Origin of the sequence: Nitrosopumilus sp., assembly GCF_025699125.1 — an archaeon.
Classification (GTDB): domain Archaea; phylum Thermoproteota; class Nitrososphaeria; order Nitrososphaerales; family Nitrosopumilaceae; genus Nitrosopumilus.
This window is the reverse complement of sequence record NZ_JAILWC010000001.1, coordinates 642,746-659,861: the sequence shown is the minus strand read 5'-3', so window position 1 is coordinate 659,861 and position 17,116 is coordinate 642,746. Positions and strand designations below refer to the sequence as shown.

Genomic DNA, 17,116 nt, shown 5'->3' with positions numbered 1-17,116 from the left:
ATAAACTCTGTCATTTTAGACTATTTTCAGAAATATGTGTTGTCCAATCAAATATTTGAAAAAAAGAATTGATGATAATTCTTTAAACTCATCAAAGATATTATCTATGGATGCAAGTGTGTTATTAATTACTGATTCATCAATCTGCAATTCTATTTTTTCATTCTTGTTCAAAATTTGATTTTATGGTGTGTATGCATTTTGAACACACATTTTATGTCTGATAAGGGGGGTTTATCCCCCAAAAGAGGTACACGGCCATCTACACTTCAAATTGTTTCAATTCTTTTTGAACTGTTTTCACAATGAAATGTATGGCTAATGCAATCCCGATTACTTTGAAAAAATTACTCATGGTGGCTGACCTTCTGTTTTTTCATATGCTTCTAGAATTTCTCCTATGATTTCTAATATGCTCAATTTTGAATGACCTCCAATCTTGATGTTGTTTTTTCTAGTCTGAGTCTATTGACATTGATGCTTACATTGATCTCATAATTCTTTGCGGTGTGTTTGAATAATATGTTGAAAATACTCATTTTACAACCACCATTATTGTTGCAATTGCTGTCAAAATGAATACTTTATTCTTTGAAGCCTTGAATTTCAAAATCTGGTTTTCTAAAAAATTTCCTTTCGAACTCTGTCTTTTTGTATTTTTTTTTGGAAAAATTGTTGTTTTCATACCCTATCTTGGTGAATTTTAGATATAAGACCCGCGTAGAACTGATAAATCATCTATTTTTAGAAAGTCTTTAACAAAAATCTCGACGTCTTTTCATGTTTTTCTGATACGCTATCTATTGCATCAAAAACTGCTTGCTGGTTGATATTTTCTTTATCGTCTAGAACAACATAAACTCCAATTTTTTGTTTGCCATCTTCTGTAATGATTTTATTAATAGCTTGAATTGAATGGCAAAAGTCTGTCACTTTTTTTTCAAAGTTCTCTTTTTCTTGTTCATTAAATCCCAAATAACGTGCAATTTGGTTGTTTTTCATTACAACTTTGGCTCCGATTACTAGAATTCCTGGCTGTCCTTTTGGTTCAAATATTTCCACAGGGATGTCTGTTTTACCTGCATGTTTTGCTAAAATTTGGAAAGAATTTTCTTTACTCTTTATTTCTTCGAAAGAAAGCCCTTCGTGTATTAGCCATCTTTCAACATTATCGCGTAACCTAGATGCACTCATGTTAAAACAACTTAAACTAGTTCTATATGATTCTAAATTCAATAGTTTACAAGTGTAAATTAATGATGTTTCTAATTTCGAGTTTAGAAATATTCAAAATTACTATCTGAAAAACAATGTCTTTTGTGGCTATACATTAACATTGAATCCTGATTCCATGCCTGGAATTGACGATGCCACCAACATGTTGAATATTATACCTATTCCCATCAAAACAAGACCTAGATACAAACAATTCTTGGCTTTATGTGGATCATCGTTACGTAAAATAAAATACGCTATTATCCCTCCAATTATTCCTAAAAATACTGGCAACAAAAACCATGCATTACTTCTTGGTTTTTCAGAATATGTCATACTTTTCTAATTATTTTGTAACTATTGATTTTTTCTGTAGTTGTGTGATCTCTATTTCTACTGTTTCTAACGGATCTTCCACCTGATTTCGTCTTATGGAAAACATTTTAGGCTTTTCAAAGTCGTCAGTGCAATCAGGACATGCATATACTAAGACTCTATGTTCATTTGGTGCTTTAGGATTGGATAATCTTGGATAATACACCAACCTTGCCCCACAATCTACGCAATATCTGTTGGCCCTTCTAGTCCTGACCAATGTAAACCTCCTGCATTATTCTTGATATGCGATCATCTATTAGATCTATGTTGTCTAATAGTCTAAACTAATTACTATCAACCGATCAATATTTCTAAATTCGAATTTAGAAATATATTGATTTTCTACGGTGTTATCCAATAAGTGAAAAAATAATGTTTCATAACTCGAGTTTAAAAATATGAGGCGCCTCCCAACAGACTTGAACTGTTGACCATCCGGTTAACAGCCGGATGCTCTACCACGCTGAGCTAGGGAGGCACAAGATTGTACCTTGGCAAAAGTGATTTAATCTTTCCGACTAGCCATATAGAGTAACTAAATACAAGACTTAATTGAATTTTGCAAAAAATTCTTTGATTTCTTTTGCATGACTTTCAACTAATTCAATGATTTCTAGGTGTTCATCAGCTGTTGGTTCTCTTTGATGCACAATCTGAAATGCACTGAGTGCTGAACCCACCATCTCTCCAACAAAAAAACCACACAAAAAATCTCCTATGTTTACACAATCCCACGTTTCTCCAACTCTGGGTGATGCCCCGGCAGATTTGTATAACTCTAGAGTCTGTTCAATCAAATCTATTGTTTGTTTTGAAAATTCAGGATCAAGGGTCATTAGAAAAACTAGTGATTTTATTTTTCTAAGCCTTTCTTTTTCTCAAAAGCGTATATTCCATCTAAGAAAACTCTGTGGTCTTTATTTTTTACTTTGGTTTTTTGTTCAATATTTGCTGCAGTTTGAGTGATGTCTGTCCATACTTCACCTGTTAGAATTACATCTTCACCTTTAGGAATTACTTTGGTGTTTCCCACAATTTTTGTAATTCTTGGAGCTCTTTCTCCTTGGAAATTTTCAATTAGGATTTTTTTCCCTTCTACTTTTAATGTGATTGGAAAGTGTGCATAAACAATTTTCATTTTAATTGTATATCCTTCTACCAAGCCTTCGCAAATATTTCTAATAATAGATCTTGCTGTATGTAAAATTGCATAATCTTTCTTTCTACTGCCTATAGTGTTTAAGATAACTTTACTTTCAGTGATCTCAAGATTTACTGGTATAGTTCTAAAATTTTTGAAAGTTTTGCCAAGTGGTCCTACAAATGACAACATGTGTTTGTTTAATGTGATTTTAACGCCTTCTGGAATGATCACTTCATCCTGAAATTTTTCCATTTGTTTAGTAGACATATCCGATTAAAAATCCTCCAATTCCTTTTTCTAATGCGTCATGATGGGACATTACTCCTTGATTAGTTGTAACAAGTAACATGCCTCTGTCGTATGCAGGTAAGTATTGCTGTTCCCAATTATTATATTCGTCATTTTTTACCTTGAATCTTGGAGAAATTGCTCCACATTTTGTAATTTTGGCCAATAATTTGATTTTGAATTTGCCTCCTCTTTTATCATCAATATGTTCAAACTCTCCGATATACCCATCCTTTTGAAGTGTCTTTAAAACTTCGATTCCAAGTTTTGACGTTGGAAGAATTACACAATCTCTTTTCCTTCTTGTTTCATTATTGTATAGTGTGACAAATAGATTTGCTAAAATATTCGTTGCTGGCATGTTATATCACTTATTTTTCCTAAACCCTAAAGATGTTGCGACTTCTCTGAAGCATCGTCTGCATAGCATTAAATCATATTTTTGAATTACAGCTGTATAATCTCCGCATCTTTTACACCATCTTGAACCTCTGCCAAAATCATGCTTTTTTCTTCCAGTAGCTTCGTATGATCTATCTTTTGCCATTATGCTACTGTCACTCCGAATTCTTTTACTAGATAATCCTTTGCTTCTTGATTGCTGATTATGTGTTTTTTTCCGATACTTGCTTTGTGTTTACTTCTATTTCTAATTCCGTAACCTGGTCTTGTTAATGTGATTGAGATTCCTAAACCCAAAATTCCTATTTGTGGATCATATTTTACCCCTGGAATGTCTATGTGTTCTTTAATCCCAAATGAATAATTTCCAAAATTATCAAATGATTTGCCATTGACTGTATTTCCTTTTGCTTCTAACAATCTTTTTAGTAATTCTTTTGCGTCATCTCCACGAATTGTTACTGCTACACCTATTGGTTCGCCTTTTCTAACTCCCCAATCTCTTTGTGTTTCTTTGGCAGCTCTCGATGATGATTTTTTTCCTGATATTTGATCAAGTGCTTTTTTTGCAATGTTAATTACATCTCCTGATTTACCTACTCCCATATTGAGAACTATTTTCTCGAGAGATATTTTTTTCATTATTGGTTCTGTTGTTTGAGACATATGATCACTTTATTTGAATAACTGGCTCTCCTTTACCTATTGACATAATGATGTCAGCTGGAATCTCGATTTTTCTTTCATCTAATGATAGGATAACTCTTTTTGGAAGAATGAATGTTCCTGCTTCGATTGTTTCTATTTTGCCAATTCTACCAGTATTATTTCCACGTGTGACTAATCCGTGACTTCCTACTTCCAGTTTTATTGTTTCAAGTATTTTTACATCTGGAATTTGTATCAAGCATGTATCGCCAACATTTACTTTACTGTCTGAAATGATTGAACGTCCGTCATGAAATCCTATTTGTGTTTGGCCTTTGCCAATTGTAGTTTTGGTTGTGACTCTAACTAATTTTTTTGATTTCTCTGATTCGTTAATCTTTATTGGTTTTAGTAATTTCTCTTCGGTTGGAACCAGACGATAAATATCTGAAACATTTTCTAATTCTACTACGTCCATTAATCCTATTGCATGATGTAATGATTTTCTTACAACCCCGTCAACCTTTACTTTACCAGAATAAATTGAAGCTTTTGCTTCCCTAAGACTAGTTACGATTTTTAACATGTCTCTTAGAAATACTGCCGTTGGTATTGCATGGCTCCTTTTATGTGGACCTGGCTTTACATTAATTACAAATCTTTTATCTTTTCTAGCAATCCCCCAAAACTGTGGGGCCATTTGACGTTTGAGTTTTTTACTTCCGCTAATACTTACCATTAATTCTCATCTTCCTTTTTTTCTTCTTTCTTTACTACTTTTGTTTCTTTAGTCTCTTCTTCAACTGGTTTATCTTTTACAGGTGTTTCTTTAGGTTGTTTCCTTGGATCTTTACCTTCAAGTTTTGAAATTCTCCACTTATCATCAGTACTAAGTGATGTTACTACCAGATTGGATGTGTGAATATAAACATCAAATTTGTCTCCTTTTGTTTTTTCTTTTTTGACTCCTTCAATTGCAACGCTGCTCTTTTCTGTAGACACTTTGGATATTTTTCCTTCGACCCCTTTGAATTCTCCTCTAAGTATAGTTACACTGTCCCCTTCAATAGCACGAACACTTCTCTTGCCATATTTTTTACGAAGTTCTTTTGATAACGCACTTCCAAGTTGCTTACTTCTGGTCTGGAATGTTGCTTGATAAATCATCTTGTTACGCATTTTTGTTGGCTTCATTTTCTTATACCACCATTGATGCCAAGTTAGCTACTCTTGGCCATTTTTCTGAAGCTTCTGCAGCTACCGGTCCTTTGATGTCTGTCCCTTTTGTTTCTCCTTCTGGTGTGATTAATACCGCTGCATTGTCTTCGAAACAAACTCTAACGCCGTTTAATCTACGAACTGCATATTTTTGTCTAACAATAACTGCGCCATACACTTGTTTTCTTAACTCTGCTGGTCCTTTCTTTACTACGACATTACAGAAATCTCCTACTGCTGCTGCAGGAAGTCGTGATACTCTTGTTTTATGTCTTGGTACATTGATAATCTCTAAAATTTTGGCACCTGAGTTGTCTGCACATACAATATTTGCTCCTACGGGTATTGAACGTGTGACATATGGGCGGAATTCCTCTACTCCCTTACCTGCTTGTTTTGCCATTATGATCTAACCTCTACAACTACATACGATACTGATTTTGATATCGGCCTGCACTCTGCAGTTAAAACATGATTTCCTGTTTCAACATTAATGCATTCAGGTACATGTGCATGAATCGTACTTGTCCCTCTTGCATACCTCTTAAATTTACTAAAATAAATTGGTGCATCTTTTTGTAACGTAATTGTTTGTCTTGCCTTACTTCCTGTCACTTTGCCATCAAAGAGCTTTCCTCTAATTGACAAATTTCCATGGAATGGACAATGTTTGTCTGCGCATTCTTCCTTTGGTTCTTTCACTTTTAATCCAATATCACGTGTCATGCCTTAGCTCCTATCCTGTCAAATGGCCTTTTTGTAATTCTAGATCCCTCTATAATCACATCTTTATTCTCAATTGAAAATTTCCAATTGTTTGTTGATTTTGCAATTGATTTTGTTCCTTTTTCTGTATTTATTGTAAACATCGATTTTGTTTCATTTATGATTCTTCCATTTAATCCTATAACTTGTGGATTTGTAGATTTGACAATCTCTGTGTGTAATCCAATAAATTCATGTGACGTAATATTGTCTGCTGTGATCATTTCTCTTTCTTCATCTCGTTTATTCTAGTTAGCATCCTTGCAATATCGTGTCTAAGGGGTTTTAGTTTACCGCTTTCTTTTCTTAGAGTTCCTTTGGAAGCATCGACTCTGAGTTTTGCAAGTTCACTACGTGCCTCTTGAATCTTACTTTTAAGATCTTTTTCATTTAACTGCTTTATTGTCTTCATGCTTATCCTGGTCATTTGAATCTGGCCTCTTCTTCCTCTAGTGTTTCAAGCTCTTTCATTCTTTCTTCTTCAAGTGCAATTTGTTCTGATTCTGTTCTTGCTTTTGTCTCTGCTATAGTTTCATCTCTCATTTTTCCTGTGTCTTCATCTTTGACTTGTTTAATCTTCATTGCTTTCTGAGTCTTCATTTCAAATTCAGGAATTAATTTATCTTTTCTAGCAATTCTTATTCTGATTCCAATTAAACCCATGGCTGTTTTTACATGTGCAATGTCTTCTGCAACTATTACTTCTGCATGGTGACCTGCTCTTGGTAAAATTCCTGCTGTGTGTTTCTCAAATGCAGAACGGTCTCCTCTTAGCTTACCAGATATTGTAATTTGAACGCCCATGGCACCATTTTCCATGATTTGTTTTAGTGTCCACATAGTTGCTCTTCTAAAAGCAGTTCCTCTCTCTAAATGAGCCGCCATTCTATTACACATGACGCTTGGAGATAATTCTGGTTTTTCAATTTCTACTACTGATATTTGTGGATTTTTTAATCCAAAGTCTGATGCAAGTTTATCTGTTAATGTTCTGATTCCAGAACCTTTTCTTCCGATAACTATACCTGGTCTAGTTACATGTAACGCAACTCTGGTTCCTACTGGAGTTTTTGAAATCTCTGCATGAGAAAATCCTGCATCCTTAATTGCTTCTCTTAGATAGTCTTTCAGAAGCATCATGTTGTAGTTATCTTTGATTACGTTTTTGACCGCTGACATTTCTAAATCTCCTGTGCCACCAATTCTACATGTGTCAATACATTGTTTTTGGGAGTTGCCCTTCCCATAGCTCTTGGGATGAATCTCTTGACAATTACTCCTTTGTGGACAGTGGCATTGATAATTCGTAATCTATCTAAATCCATTCCTTTGTATTCTGCATTTGATTCTAAATTATCTAAAACTTTGATAAACTCCTTTGCTGTTTTTTGTGGATAACGTCCTGACATCATTCCTGGATCTGATTTATGTCCTACTTGATTCTTATATCTTCTAAACGCAACCGCTCTTTTTTTGTTAACTACTGCAATCAGATAATCTCTTGCTTTCTCAATTGATAATCCTTTGATAGAAACAGCTACTTCACGTGCATGCTTGTGTGAAATATCTTTTTCTCGTAATGATGAACGTACGTGTTTTGTTGCATCATAATTTTGGAAAGCGTAATTGAATCTGCCCATAATAATCACTTTAGTGGTACGTAGAGACTGGATCTTGATGCACCCACACCTGGTGCACCGTGTGAAACTCTCTTGTTTGTTATTACGTATTCTCCTAAGTAATGCCCAATCATTTCTGCGGTGATACTTACTGGACGAAATTCTTTTCCTGAAAATACATTTACTGTAACACCCACCATGTATGGTAAAACAATCAAGTCTCTAACATGTGTCTTTATGGGATTTTTTACTTTTCCTGCTTTTGCAGCTTTGATCTCTTCAATCAATTTTCTCTTTCCATCGGTAATTCCTCTTGTAAGGGATCTCCTTTGTCTAGAATTGAATAATAGGAATAATTTTTCTAAGGACATGCTGTCAAGATCCTCTTTTGGAATGCCTCTGTATAGAAATTCTTTAACCAATCTTCTTCTCCTCTGTTAATGTACATCGAGCTTTGTGGTCCATATTATAGCATTCCTATCTTTGTCGCCAAATCTCTTGCTTTTTCTGTATTTTCGAATTGAACAAATGCTTTTTTACCATAAATTGTTCTTGCGGTGTTAACGTTAGTGACATTTTCTTTGTATAGTGCTTTTACGGCTTCGGCAATTTCTGGTTTACTTGCTGATCGTTCTACAATAAAACAAATTTTGCTTTCGTTTTCTACCATGGCAAACGTTTTTTCTGTAATGTATGGTTTGAGAATGATTTTGTTTGCTTGATCTACGTTCATTGTGTTTTCACCATAACCTCTAGATGTGTTGATTTAATTTTTGCAATTTCTTCAATTGCTGATTTGGAATATACTGTTAATCTAATTGGATCTGAACCTGGAGCTAAATCTAATATGCTTAAATCTTTGACACTTTTTGCTTCTACCCCTGGTAGTGTGCCTATTGCCTTTTTGATATTTGAAGCGTCTTTTGTAACAAACAAAACGCTCTTTCCAACTTTTTTACTTCGTCCTCTAAGTCTTGATTGTCCTGAACGTGGTCTTCTTGATTCTAGTCTTTCTACATCTTGTGTGAGTTTTAATGCGTCTAATACTTTGAAGATGTCATTTGTTTTTGACATTGATTCTATTTCGTCAGATACTATGATTGGGAATGATTCAATACCTTCAATTTTATGGCCTCGTAATTTAACAAGTTCTTTTGATCCAGTTGCAGCTATTGCGGAGCATAATGCTAATTTGTTTTCTTTTTTATTTAATTTTTTATAAATCACTTTACCTACAATTGGTGGATGTGCTTGTCTCCCGCCTCTGGTTGATGCAACTTCTGCACCTTGTCCTTGTCTTCCGCCACCGCCACCAGTACTTCTAGCAACACGTGCTACACCTTGACCTGTTGGCGGATCATTAGAATCTGCAACCACATCTTGACCTGCAGATGGGTGTCTTCCCTGTGGTTGGAATTTATGTGAAGTTAAATTGGTGAAAGCTTTGTGAATCAATTCTCTTCTAAAAGGAGTTGAAAATACTAGTGGAAGCTCTATTTCGCCATCCTTTACTCCTGCTATTGAATAAGATGCTGTTTTCATTAAATTACAACCTCCAAAATGTTTGGCTTGGTAATTTTAACTGGTACGTTTCTAATCTGACTTCTGAGTTTAATCAATCTTCTATATGTTCCTGGAACGGATCCTTTTAGAATAATGAAGTCTCCTTTTACTAATCCAAAGTGTTTGTAGCCTCCGTCTGGATTGATTTTAATCTGTTCGTCATTTGTGTTGCCCATAATCATGATTCGTTTATCATATTCTATTCTTTGATGGAATCCCATTTGTCCTGCTCTTGGTACTGTATACATAACACTTTGTGGGGAAATTGGACCAAGTGAACCTACTTCTCTAACTGTCTTTCTTGATTTGTGTTGTTTCTTTTTTACTCCCCATCTTTGAATAACTCCTTGCCATCCTTTACCTTTAGTGATTGCTGCAACATCTACACTTGCGCCTGTTTCAAAAATCTGATCAATCTTGATCTCTTTTCCAAGTAATTCTTTGACATGAGTAAATTGTTTTTGTATGTCTCCTCCGCTAACTGAAGCTTCAAAGATGTAAGGTTTTTTCTGTTCTAATCCTGCTGCACGTGGAGATACAGCAACAATTGCAAAAATCTCTTTAATTTTTCGAAGGGATTTTTCTGCATTATCTAATGCACCTTCTTTGTTTTTCACTGTAATTTCTTTTGAAATGTATTTTGGAATATCTTCTGCGTATACATCAAATTCTGCATGCATTCCATCATGATCTTTCGAGTATCCTCTAATTCCTAGAATTAATACCGGTGGTGTAACTAGAACTGTTCCAAGGCTTACGAGTTGTTTTCCTGCATTTGGAACTTTTTCACGATCATCGATAGTTACTATTTGTACACACCCTGCTTTGAAACCACAATGAGCTAAAATCTTTGGTTCTTCTGAATTTAATTTTGGCCATGATCTAATTCGTGCCTCCATACTTTTAGCACGTATTCTAGGTGAGTATGCAAGACTTCCTCTACGTGGTTGATGGTTCTTTCTAGCGCCCATGGATAAAACGCGTCTCGATTTCCCTCTATTAAACCATGTGAGACTTCGTTAACCACTAAAAAAATACTGGTTAACCATATGTGCCTAAAATATTATGGCTTTATCAAATCTGATGCACTATTCCAAATAGTAATTCCGCCAATTATAATTCCTACAACCCCTAATGCAATAGCCAACAATAAGAAATTTTTTCTTTCTGCCATTTTATGAAGTACTTTGAGCATTAATTATTGCCAATGTTCCTAACAATGCTTCTTCTAACCGTATAGTTTCAGTGGCTTGATTGGGGAAAAAATTCAATGCTTTTGCATTTTGAACATTTTTCATTTTACCTCCAAGAATTTCATGAACTCCTTTTTCGGGAGATCCAAAAACTATGAGTGTGGGTTGTTCTGATTTTGTGTATTTGGAAATCTGTTCTTTTGTCGCAGTTTTGCCTTTTCTGGATGTGATGATTACATTTCCTTTCCATTCTGTCAATACTGAAAATAAATTTGCTCTCTCTTTGACAGAATACCCCCAATATGTTTTAACTTCACTTTTGTCTATCTCTTTTACAGATAATTTTGGAAATCCTTCTTTAAATTGAACTGTGACTCTTTTACCAATTGATGTCTTACCAAAAAATGGGATTAGTTGATTTATTCCTACATCAACAAACTTTTTACCTTTCACACTGATTACAATTCCTTCTCTGATGTCTCCTGCATTGATTTTTTTAGAATTCACTGGAGTTATGTGGCTTGGAATTTTTAGCGGTTGTAAAACTCCTGCAAATTTTAAATCATTCATTTTTGGAAATAACCTTCTTCTCAAAAACTGTGGTGTCTCTAAATATTTTAAAATCATTACCATTAGACTTCCATCTGTTCTGTTATTTCCTTCTTGGTAGACATATATCGTATCAATTTTAAAAATGGCACATGCTCTTGCAAGAACAGAAATTTTCCTTGTTTTATCTATCTTAAGTGATTCGTCAGATAATGCTGATTCTGGTATTGCAACAGATAATTTCAATGTAATTTGATCTCTCCAAACCACTCAATGTAATTATTTTTGGTCGTGTGGGTATTTTTCTCTTGCAGTTTTTGCATAATTTGCAATTTGCTCATCTGAAACTAGTTCATACAACTCAGTTTCTGTTTTAATATGTGCCATTCTGATATGGCTTGTTCCTTCTTTATCTTCACTTGACAGATAAATTCCGGCAGCGGCTAATGTTGCTGCTTCATCTAGTGAAAGATCATCTTTGTATGTTTTTTCTAAAAAGTCTGTAACTTGATCTGAACCTGAACCAATTGCAATTGCATCATATGATATGTAAGTTCCACTAGGATCTGTTAGATACAATTGTGGTGTATTATTTACAACTCCACCAAGAATTAACGCAACACCGTAAGGTCTTACTCCTGCATATTGCGTGTATTGTTGACATTGATCCGCTAGATGTTTCGCAATAGTTTCAACTTCAACTGGTTCATCATAAATCATTTTATTACTTTGAGAAAAGAATCGTGCATTGTCTACTTGACTTCTTGCATCTGGGATATATCCTGCTGCAGCCACTCCTACATGATCATCAATTTGAAAAATCTTTTGAGCAGTGTTTGAGATTTGTAATTTTCTTGGTTTTTCTTCTACTGCAATAATTATGCCCTCCTTACATTTTACTCCTACAGCAATTGTTCCTCTTCGTACCGTCTCTATTGCATACTCTACTTGGTATAATCTGCCATCAGGCGAAAATACAGTAATTGCTCTATCGTAACCTTGTTGTGCAGGAAGCATTTGATTCCAATGCTTTGAATGTACAATTTAAACCGTACTCTGAGAAATATTTAGCTACTTTAACTAGGCTCGAAAAAACACTGATCGTTTTTATTATTTTGCAAAAAATTGATTTTACATATAATATCGTGTTTATCAAAATAAAATACCCAGTATTTTATTAAAAATTTTACACAATTATAGATCCTAGAAAATGAATCCCATGTTTGGTTTTACAATTGGCGGTTTGATGATGATAGCAGTAATCATGGTTATTGCATTTTCAATAATTGGCTCATTTACTTCAGTGTCTTCTGAAAAGTCTTTAGTAAAAGAAGTAAATTCTGCATTAAATATGGACGAACCAAAAATGTGTCTGAAATTTGACAATCCTCAAGAATGTATTAGTAATTTTGCATACATGAAACGAAGTCCACAAACATGTTTGAACTATCTTGAAGAAGAAGAAAATCAATATGATTGTCTAAGTAAATTCTTTCGAAAATTTCAAGATAGAGTTTGTAATTATGTGTCTGCTGATTTTTATGATAAATGTATTCTAGAAGCACAAAAATGGAAACGATGAATTATGATTTAAAATAATCTTCATGAACGTTTAATTTGAGTTTTTTTTATTCAAGTATTGTGAAATTTGAAATTGAATTTTTTGGACATAAAAATATTAGATCCAACCATCAAAAAACTATTGAAATTACAAAGGAATCTCATTTAACCCCTCAAGGGGATTGCATTGTGGGTGTAAATGCAACATCCAGTTGTGCTGATTTACCATTAGAATTAAAAAATAAATTGAAAAATTCTAATTCAAAAATAAAATTCACTATTAGTGTAGGTGATGATAAATTTACTTTAGAAGGAAGAGGGCATCCAGAATTGATCCTTGCTCATACTAAAGACATTGTAATACGAAAAAGTGATTTTATTTGTCCTAGAACTTTGGCAATAAAATGTGATAAGGCATCGGATTTGTTGCCTAGGACGATGGTATCTTTATTACAAAATCCAAAAACAAAAGGTACTTTTACTATTAATATTGATTGAAACTGTCACAATTTTATATTGACTCATTTTATTTTAAACATGGGTCTTAAAACTAAAATTTTTATTTTGATTCCGTTAGTTGTTTTTGCAACCATCATTTTTGGATTTGGCATGTATAATACCTTGTGTAAAAATACCGCCATTCCATTGCCTTGTTAATCAAACTTCATTCATTGTTTGAATTATTTAATCAGTATCAAATAATTTCTAATTTTCTCTATTTTAGTTAATTCTGGTTTAGCATGATTCTCTTAAAGTATTGGGTAATAGGTTATTTATGATAAAAACCACTATTGAATTACCTATTTCTGATAACCCTTCAGATGCAGAATTAAAAAAGATTAAAGAATATTTCAAAGAAATGCCTGTAAAAGAAATTCTTACAGGTTTAAAATTTGCAAAAAACCGATGGTCTGCAAAAGATGCGGGAACTCTCAAGGTTGGAAGAAAAAGCATTATTCAAAAAGAAGTTCATTCTGTTACTGCAGAACAAGCTCAATGGAGATTAAAAAATTGGAAGATGATGATAGCAAATTATCGTCGACGTGGATACAGCTATCCTACAATTTCTAGAATAAAGAAAATATTAATTCAAAAAAGTAAAAAGAAATCAAAGTAATTCTTTTCGAATATATTAGATATATTTTAACGGATTGCTTTATTCATTATGATTTTTCTTCTTCACTTTACATTTTAATTCAATTCTTGTTTTTACGGTTTGTTCTATTTTTAGAATAAGAAAAAGTCTTATCATTAATTTGATAAGATTGATAGAATTGGCATTGCATCCCATTGATACATTTCATAAGTTAGTATTCCTGAACAAATCTTTTCATATTTTTTGAAAAATTCTTTTGCTTCTTGCTCTGTTGCCTCAAAAACTGCCATAGATGAAACTTGATTATCAAATGCCCCTGACCACATTATTTTTCCGTGTGATTGCCATTCATCCACAAGAGTTGATATCTGAGGGGTTATCATTTCAAGATCAACTGGTTTTGTTTCTTTTTGTATACTACTTACTATTACCCAAGGCTTTGTTTCTTGATTCATATTTTTTATAATGCAATTTTCGTATTAAACATGATGATTGATCCAGTTTTTTGTTATATGTTTGTGAAATGAAATCACAAAAATTATGAATCTATTATCATATAATATGAAAATATAATTTCAGACATCTATAATAATTTCATAATTTCAATAATATTGGTCTTGTATGTTTGGTCTATCATACCATACAAGTCAACCAAGACCAAAATCATTGGAAAATTGGAATTTACAATAGTCTTCATTCTGCCCGACAAGAAGTATTTCTATTGGCACTTTTGGTCAACAACCAATTTCCAGTGATTTTTATTTCAAATCTATAAAATTTCTAGATAAAAATATCTGATTTTCTCTCAACAATTTGTTTTTTCAGACTGTCTGGAACATCTGGGATTGATGATTTGGTTTGACCTGCAATTACATTATGTGCTTCTTCAAGAATTGCCAATGTGTCTGCATTTGTCTCGGTACCCATATTCATAGCATCTCCCATGTTTACTGATGAGCCTGACATCACATCGCCAAGTATTTGTGACAAATCTTGCATTGAAGCATTGGCCTCTGGCATTATTCCATTAAGTGAAGGACTAAGACCTTTAATGATTGACATACATGGACTAAGTGTTACGACTACATCTCCTAATTCCGATACTGTGTCTAGTCTAAGTTTGACCTGCTCCATTGAAAGTTTGGCACCGCTTACCATGTTTTTCATTTTTCTAACTTGAGTTAATTCTCCTGCATATGCTTGTGCATAACTGGGTTTGTTGTTTCTTTGTGCATTTACTATCTTCTCAAAGATAATATCGTGTTTTTTCTGCAATTTTTCATTTATTGATTCTAATTTTGAAATTTGAAATTGTAATTTTTTTTGTGCAAAGTCAATTTTGTTCTTTAATGGCTCGTCTGGTTTTACCCTTCCCATTACTTTCTGAGATATGCTTTCTCTTTCTGCTTTATTCCATGAATTGCTTATCAAACCTTAATTTCCTCAATATTAATGAAAATTTTTGTTTTAAAGAGGTTTGTCACCATTGGTACTGTAACTGGGGTGACAAGAGGCTTTGGATACACTATCCAAATGTAAATGTAAATATTTGAAACCCCTTTCCTACAACCTTAATTTCCATAGTGTGTGAAGAACTAGTTTCACTGCTAATGATATTGTATAATCCTGGTTCTGAAACTGCTATTTTATTTTCAAATGTGATGTCTTTACCTGAATATCTTGATGGCAGTGGTTCTCCATCAAGATATATCTCTAGTTCTGCATTATTTGCAGTAACTAGATTTACTTCTTTTGCGTTGTAAAGTAATTTGATTGATCCATTTGCAGATGCCAATTCCATACTATCTTCATGGTTTTTCCAATCTCCTATTGGGTAAAACTTGTGTAGATCAATTTTTTCCGGATCTGAATAAGTTACAACTTTTTCTGGTTGAAACCCTTCATCACTTCCTAACTGATTTCTATTCTGAGCAAAATTGTAACCAAAATACAATTCAGGTGTTCTGAACATTGTATGTTCAAATTCTTCTAATTCTACAAGTGGTGCAGATGATGCCATCTGAATTCCAAGTGATGCATCGCGTTCTTCTAAAAGCTGTTGAATGATTTTTTCAGTTTCCTGATATCCGCCTTCTCCAATGTGATCATATCTTATGTATCCTTCATGATCTGCAATGTACTTTCTTGGCCAATATCTGTTTTCAAAAGCTTTCCATGTTTCCATATCATTATCCATCACAACAGGATATTCTATGCCATATTTTTCAATTGCCATTTTGACATTTTCAGGATTTTTTTCAAATTCAAATTCTGGTGAATGAATTCCTATAACTAATAATCCCTGTTCTTCATATTTATCGTCCCATGCAGTGATGTAAGGTAGTGTTCTTACACAATTGATACAACTGTATGTCCAAATATCATAAAGCACCACTTTATTTTCAATTTGTTTTTTTAATTCTTCTGGAGTGGTATTCAAATAATTTGATATGCCTACTAAATCTGGAGCCATTTTGAATCCTGATTTGTCAATTTTACCAAGTGTTTTTGTTTCCTGAATATTTGCTGTTTCAGATTTTTCATCTAAAGTTGAGAAAGTAATACTTGTAATCACAAGTCCCATGGCTATCACAATTCCTAAGATTGATGCAGTTTTAATTTCCGATTTCAAATGATCACCCTAAAAATAATAATTCGTTAAGCAGTGGAAAATTTGCAATATATGCCAATTGATTTGTGAAAACCAAAATTCCTAAAATCATAATAAATCCACCTAATACTAAATTGTAATATTTCAAATGTTTGCTCATAGAACGAATCATTCTGGTTGCCCTAGAATAAAACACTCCAATCAAAATGAATGGAATTCCTAATCCTAAGGAGTAAACTAATAATAAATTAAATGCAACAGATGGAGTTGTTGCAGCCAGTGTAAGTATTGTGCCTAATATTGGACCAACACATGGTGTCCAACCTGCAGCAAATGCTAATCCAAAAACAAATGACATAGGATAACTTGCTTTTGATCTTTTAGGAAAGAATTTTTTTTCTATGTTTAATTTATTGATCTTTGTTGAAAGAAGTAAGAATATTCCAAACCCTATGATGATAATTCCTCCTACTTGATTTAATACATCTATAAATTCTTCAGATGCTGTTCCTAGCACACTGTTAATAATTACTCCTAATATTGAGAACACCACTGAAAATCCTAGAACAAAGAATACTGAGTTTAAAACAATATTGGTTCTGTTTATAGTGAATACTTTGGCATTTCCTGCTTGATTTAATTCTGTAAGTGTTGTTCCTGAAATATATGCCAAAAATGCCGGTATCATTGGTAAGATACATGGAGCTACAAATGATCCTAATCCTGCAAGTGCAGCTACTGCCAGATTGATCTCACTCATGCATTAAATGTACTATTTTTCCTTTAAAGCATTCTTCCAAATTATTCGATAAATCTACAATCCGTTTTTATCTAGGTCATTGTAACTTTTAGTGTGAATAAGCGATT

Annotated in this window: 30 protein-coding genes and 1 tRNA gene; 3 read left to right on the top strand and 28 right to left on the bottom strand. The window is 33.4% G+C overall.

Going from position 1 to position 17,116, the window contains the following annotated elements:
* Positions 1-535: 535 nt before the first annotated feature.
* The 24 genes from K5783_RS04045 to psmA all read right to left on the bottom strand — a co-directional run bounded on the left by K5783_RS04045 (position 536) and on the right by psmA (position 11,999).
* Positions 536-685, bottom strand: a complete 150-nt coding sequence (locus K5783_RS04045) for a hypothetical protein (RefSeq protein WP_297472243.1) — start codon at positions 683-685, stop codon at positions 536-538.
* Positions 686-744: 59 nt separating this feature from the next.
* On the bottom strand, positions 745-1,194 hold the full coding sequence (locus K5783_RS04040) for a DUF2299 family protein (protein WP_297472242.1): 450 nt from the start codon (positions 1,192-1,194) through the stop codon (positions 745-747).
* A gap of 129 nt (positions 1,195-1,323) precedes the next feature.
* Complete coding sequence (locus K5783_RS04035) at positions 1,324-1,551, bottom strand: hypothetical protein (RefSeq protein WP_297472241.1); 228 nt, start codon at positions 1,549-1,551, stop codon at positions 1,324-1,326.
* A gap of 10 nt (positions 1,552-1,561) precedes the next feature.
* A complete protein-coding gene (locus K5783_RS04030; RefSeq protein WP_297472240.1) occupies positions 1,562-1,810 on the bottom strand; it encodes a hypothetical protein in 249 nt (82 codons plus the stop codon).
* Positions 1,811-1,997: 187 nt separating this feature from the next.
* Positions 1,998-2,071, bottom strand: a tRNA-Asn gene (locus tag K5783_RS04025).
* Between the two features lie 70 nt (positions 2,072-2,141).
* Positions 2,142-2,429 carry a hypothetical protein gene (locus K5783_RS04020; protein ID WP_297472239.1) on the bottom strand — a complete coding sequence of 96 codons (288 nt, stop codon included), beginning with the start codon at positions 2,427-2,429 and terminating at the stop codon, positions 2,142-2,144.
* Between the two features lie 17 nt (positions 2,430-2,446).
* On the bottom strand, positions 2,447-3,004 hold the full coding sequence (locus tag K5783_RS04015) for a 50S ribosomal protein L6 (protein WP_297472238.1): 558 nt from the start codon (positions 3,002-3,004) through the stop codon (positions 2,447-2,449).
* Positions 2,994-3,386, bottom strand: a complete 393-nt coding sequence (locus tag K5783_RS04010) for a 30S ribosomal protein S8 (RefSeq protein ID WP_109875917.1) — start codon at positions 3,384-3,386, stop codon at positions 2,994-2,996. The genes K5783_RS04015 and K5783_RS04010 overlap by 11 nt, the downstream gene beginning before the upstream one ends.
* Before the next feature lie 6 nt (positions 3,387-3,392).
* Entirely contained in the window at positions 3,393-3,572 is a 180-nt protein-coding gene (locus K5783_RS04005) for a 30S ribosomal protein S14 (RefSeq protein WP_008300270.1), read from the bottom strand.
* On the bottom strand, positions 3,572-4,093 hold the full coding sequence (locus K5783_RS04000) for a 50S ribosomal protein L5 (protein WP_297472237.1): 522 nt from the start codon (positions 4,091-4,093) through the stop codon (positions 3,572-3,574). The genes K5783_RS04005 and K5783_RS04000 overlap by 1 nt, the downstream gene beginning before the upstream one ends.
* Positions 4,094-4,097: 4 nt before the next feature.
* Positions 4,098-4,814 carry a 30S ribosomal protein S4e gene (locus K5783_RS03995; protein ID WP_297472236.1) on the bottom strand — a complete coding sequence of 239 codons (717 nt, stop codon included), beginning with the start codon at positions 4,812-4,814 and terminating at the stop codon, positions 4,098-4,100.
* On the bottom strand, positions 4,814-5,269 hold the full coding sequence (gene rplX / locus K5783_RS03990) for a 50S ribosomal protein L24 (protein ID WP_297472235.1): 456 nt from the start codon (positions 5,267-5,269) through the stop codon (positions 4,814-4,816). The genes K5783_RS03995 and rplX overlap by 1 nt, the downstream gene beginning before the upstream one ends.
* A 4-nt stretch (positions 5,270-5,273) precedes the next feature.
* Entirely contained in the window at positions 5,274-5,696 is a 423-nt protein-coding gene (locus K5783_RS03985) for a 50S ribosomal protein L14 (protein ID WP_109875912.1), read from the bottom strand.
* Positions 5,696-6,019 (bottom strand): 30S ribosomal protein S17, encoded by a 324-nt coding sequence (locus K5783_RS03980; RefSeq protein ID WP_297472234.1) that lies wholly within the window; start codon positions 6,017-6,019, stop codon positions 5,696-5,698. Before K5783_RS03980 ends, K5783_RS03985 begins: the two co-directional genes overlap by 1 nt.
* Positions 6,016-6,282 (bottom strand): ribonuclease P protein subunit, encoded by a 267-nt coding sequence (locus tag K5783_RS03975; protein ID WP_297472233.1) that lies wholly within the window; start codon positions 6,280-6,282, stop codon positions 6,016-6,018. Before K5783_RS03975 ends, K5783_RS03980 begins: the two co-directional genes overlap by 4 nt.
* Entirely contained in the window at positions 6,279-6,485 is a 207-nt protein-coding gene (rpmC, locus tag K5783_RS03970) for a 50S ribosomal protein L29 (RefSeq protein WP_109875909.1), read from the bottom strand. The genes K5783_RS03975 and rpmC overlap by 4 nt, the downstream gene beginning before the upstream one ends.
* On the bottom strand, positions 6,482-7,237 hold the full coding sequence (locus tag K5783_RS03965; RefSeq protein WP_109875908.1) for a 30S ribosomal protein S3: 756 nt from the start codon (positions 7,235-7,237) through the stop codon (positions 6,482-6,484). Before K5783_RS03965 ends, rpmC begins: the two co-directional genes overlap by 4 nt.
* Positions 7,238-7,239: 2 nt before the next feature.
* A complete protein-coding gene (locus K5783_RS03960) occupies positions 7,240-7,698 on the bottom strand; it encodes a 50S ribosomal protein L22 (protein ID WP_109875907.1) in 459 nt (152 codons plus the stop codon).
* A gap of 5 nt (positions 7,699-7,703) precedes the next feature.
* Entirely contained in the window at positions 7,704-8,099 is a 396-nt protein-coding gene (locus tag K5783_RS03955; protein WP_109875906.1) for a 30S ribosomal protein S19, read from the bottom strand.
* A gap of 44 nt (positions 8,100-8,143) precedes the next feature.
* Complete coding sequence (locus K5783_RS03950; RefSeq protein ID WP_109875905.1) at positions 8,144-8,410, bottom strand: 50S ribosomal protein L23; 267 nt, start codon at positions 8,408-8,410, stop codon at positions 8,144-8,146.
* Positions 8,407-9,219 carry a 50S ribosomal protein L4 gene (rplD, locus tag K5783_RS03945; RefSeq protein ID WP_297472232.1) on the bottom strand — a complete coding sequence of 271 codons (813 nt, stop codon included), beginning with the start codon at positions 9,217-9,219 and terminating at the stop codon, positions 8,407-8,409. The genes K5783_RS03950 and rplD overlap by 4 nt, the downstream gene beginning before the upstream one ends.
* Positions 9,219-10,211 (bottom strand): 50S ribosomal protein L3, encoded by a 993-nt coding sequence (locus K5783_RS03940; RefSeq protein ID WP_109875903.1) that lies wholly within the window; start codon positions 10,209-10,211, stop codon positions 9,219-9,221. The genes rplD and K5783_RS03940 overlap by 1 nt, the downstream gene beginning before the upstream one ends.
* A 204-nt stretch (positions 10,212-10,415) precedes the next feature.
* Entirely contained in the window at positions 10,416-11,228 is an 813-nt protein-coding gene (locus K5783_RS03935) for a putative RNA uridine N3 methyltransferase (RefSeq protein WP_297472231.1), read from the bottom strand.
* A gap of 33 nt (positions 11,229-11,261) precedes the next feature.
* Positions 11,262-11,999, bottom strand: a complete 738-nt coding sequence (psmA, locus tag K5783_RS03930) for an archaeal proteasome endopeptidase complex subunit alpha (RefSeq protein ID WP_297472230.1) — start codon at positions 11,997-11,999, stop codon at positions 11,262-11,264.
* Between the two features lie 193 nt (positions 12,000-12,192).
* On the opposite strand from psmA, the gene K5783_RS03925 reads away from it, so the two are divergent.
* The 3 genes from K5783_RS03925 (at position 12,193) to K5783_RS03915 (ending at position 13,659) form a co-directional block, all read left to right on the top strand.
* Positions 12,193-12,564: a hypothetical protein gene (locus K5783_RS03925; protein WP_297472229.1), complete on the top strand. Its 372-nt coding sequence runs from the start codon at positions 12,193-12,195 to the stop codon at positions 12,562-12,564.
* Between the two features lie 59 nt (positions 12,565-12,623).
* The gene (locus K5783_RS03920; RefSeq protein WP_297472228.1) at positions 12,624-13,040 is read left to right on the top strand and encodes a DUF371 domain-containing protein; all 417 of its coding nucleotides are present in this window, start codon (positions 12,624-12,626) and stop codon (positions 13,038-13,040) included.
* A gap of 277 nt (positions 13,041-13,317) precedes the next feature.
* A complete protein-coding gene (locus tag K5783_RS03915) occupies positions 13,318-13,659 on the top strand; it encodes a hypothetical protein (protein ID WP_278975770.1) in 342 nt (113 codons plus the stop codon).
* Between the two features lie 134 nt (positions 13,660-13,793).
* On the opposite strand, the gene K5783_RS03910 is transcribed toward K5783_RS03915, so the two are convergent.
* From K5783_RS03910 to K5783_RS03895, 4 genes are all read right to left on the bottom strand, one after another.
* The gene (locus K5783_RS03910) at positions 13,794-14,093 is read right to left on the bottom strand and encodes a hypothetical protein (RefSeq protein ID WP_297472227.1); all 300 of its coding nucleotides are present in this window, start codon (positions 14,091-14,093) and stop codon (positions 13,794-13,796) included.
* Positions 14,094-14,418: 325 nt separating this feature from the next.
* On the bottom strand, positions 14,419-15,069 hold the full coding sequence (locus tag K5783_RS03905; protein WP_109875898.1) for a Snf7 family protein: 651 nt from the start codon (positions 15,067-15,069) through the stop codon (positions 14,419-14,421).
* A 94-nt stretch (positions 15,070-15,163) separates the two neighbouring features.
* On the bottom strand, positions 15,164-16,270 hold the full coding sequence (locus tag K5783_RS03900) for a redoxin family protein (protein ID WP_297472226.1): 1,107 nt from the start codon (positions 16,268-16,270) through the stop codon (positions 15,164-15,166).
* Positions 16,271-16,274: 4 nt separating this feature from the next.
* Positions 16,275-17,009 (bottom strand): cytochrome c biogenesis protein CcdA, encoded by a 735-nt coding sequence (locus K5783_RS03895; protein WP_297472225.1) that lies wholly within the window; start codon positions 17,007-17,009, stop codon positions 16,275-16,277.
* Positions 17,010-17,116 lie beyond the last annotated feature (107 nt).

Bases quoted from the DNA above. Each gene is read 5' to 3' on its own strand.
- K5783_RS03910 (WP_297472227.1), bottom strand. From the start codon at position 14,093: ATGAATCAAGAAACAAAGCCTTGGGTAATAGTAAGTAGTATACAAAAA.
- K5783_RS04040 (WP_297472242.1), bottom strand. From the start codon at position 1,194: ATGAGTGCATCTAGGTTACGCGATAATGTTGAAAGATGGCTAATACAC.
- rplD (WP_297472232.1), bottom strand. From the start codon at position 9,219: ATGAAAACAGCATCTTATTCAATAGCAGGAGTAAAGGATGGCGAAATA.
- K5783_RS04045 (WP_297472243.1), bottom strand. From the start codon at position 685: ATGAAAACAACAATTTTTCCAAAAAAAAATACAAAAAGACAGAGTTCG.
- K5783_RS04010 (WP_109875917.1), bottom strand. From the start codon at position 3,386: ATGCCAGCAACGAATATTTTAGCAAATCTATTTGTCACACTATACAAT.
- K5783_RS04015 (WP_297472238.1), bottom strand. From the start codon at position 3,004: ATGTCTACTAAACAAATGGAAAAATTTCAGGATGAAGTGATCATTCCA.
- K5783_RS03895 (WP_297472225.1), bottom strand. From the start codon at position 17,009: ATGAGTGAGATCAATCTGGCAGTAGCTGCACTTGCAGGATTAGGATCA.
- K5783_RS03950 (WP_109875905.1), bottom strand. From the start codon at position 8,410: ATGAACGTAGATCAAGCAAACAAAATCATTCTCAAACCATACATTACA.
- K5783_RS03980 (WP_297472234.1), bottom strand. From the start codon at position 6,019: ATGACACGTGATATTGGATTAAAAGTGAAAGAACCAAAGGAAGAATGC.
- rplX (WP_297472235.1), bottom strand. From the start codon at position 5,269: ATGAAGCCAACAAAAATGCGTAACAAGATGATTTATCAAGCAACATTC.
- K5783_RS03940 (WP_109875903.1), bottom strand. From the start codon at position 10,211: ATGGGCGCTAGAAAGAACCATCAACCACGTAGAGGAAGTCTTGCATAC.
- K5783_RS03960 (WP_109875907.1), bottom strand. From the start codon at position 7,698: ATGGGCAGATTCAATTACGCTTTCCAAAATTATGATGCAACAAAACAC.
- K5783_RS03975 (WP_297472233.1), bottom strand. From the start codon at position 6,282: ATGATCACAGCAGACAATATTACGTCACATGAATTTATTGGATTACAC.
- K5783_RS03925 (WP_297472229.1), top strand. From the start codon at position 12,193: ATGAATCCCATGTTTGGTTTTACAATTGGCGGTTTGATGATGATAGCA.
- K5783_RS03985 (WP_109875912.1), bottom strand. From the start codon at position 5,696: ATGGCAAAACAAGCAGGTAAGGGAGTAGAGGAATTCCGCCCATATGTC.
- K5783_RS04005 (WP_008300270.1), bottom strand. From the start codon at position 3,572: ATGGCAAAAGATAGATCATACGAAGCTACTGGAAGAAAAAAGCATGAT.
- K5783_RS03995 (WP_297472236.1), bottom strand. From the start codon at position 4,814: ATGGTAAGTATTAGCGGAAGTAAAAAACTCAAACGTCAAATGGCCCCA.
- rpmC (WP_109875909.1), bottom strand. From the start codon at position 6,485: ATGACCAGGATAAGCATGAAGACAATAAAGCAGTTAAATGAAAAAGAT.
- K5783_RS04000 (WP_297472237.1), bottom strand. From the start codon at position 4,093: ATGTCTCAAACAACAGAACCAATAATGAAAAAAATATCTCTCGAGAAA.
- K5783_RS04035 (WP_297472241.1), bottom strand. From the start codon at position 1,551: ATGACATATTCTGAAAAACCAAGAAGTAATGCATGGTTTTTGTTGCCA.
- psmA (WP_297472230.1), bottom strand. From the start codon at position 11,999: ATGCTTCCTGCACAACAAGGTTACGATAGAGCAATTACTGTATTTTCG.
- K5783_RS03965 (WP_109875908.1), bottom strand. From the start codon at position 7,237: ATGTCAGCGGTCAAAAACGTAATCAAAGATAACTACAACATGATGCTT.
- K5783_RS03915 (WP_278975770.1), top strand. From the start codon at position 13,318: ATGATAAAAACCACTATTGAATTACCTATTTCTGATAACCCTTCAGAT.
- K5783_RS04020 (WP_297472239.1), bottom strand. From the start codon at position 2,429: ATGACCCTTGATCCTGAATTTTCAAAACAAACAATAGATTTGATTGAA.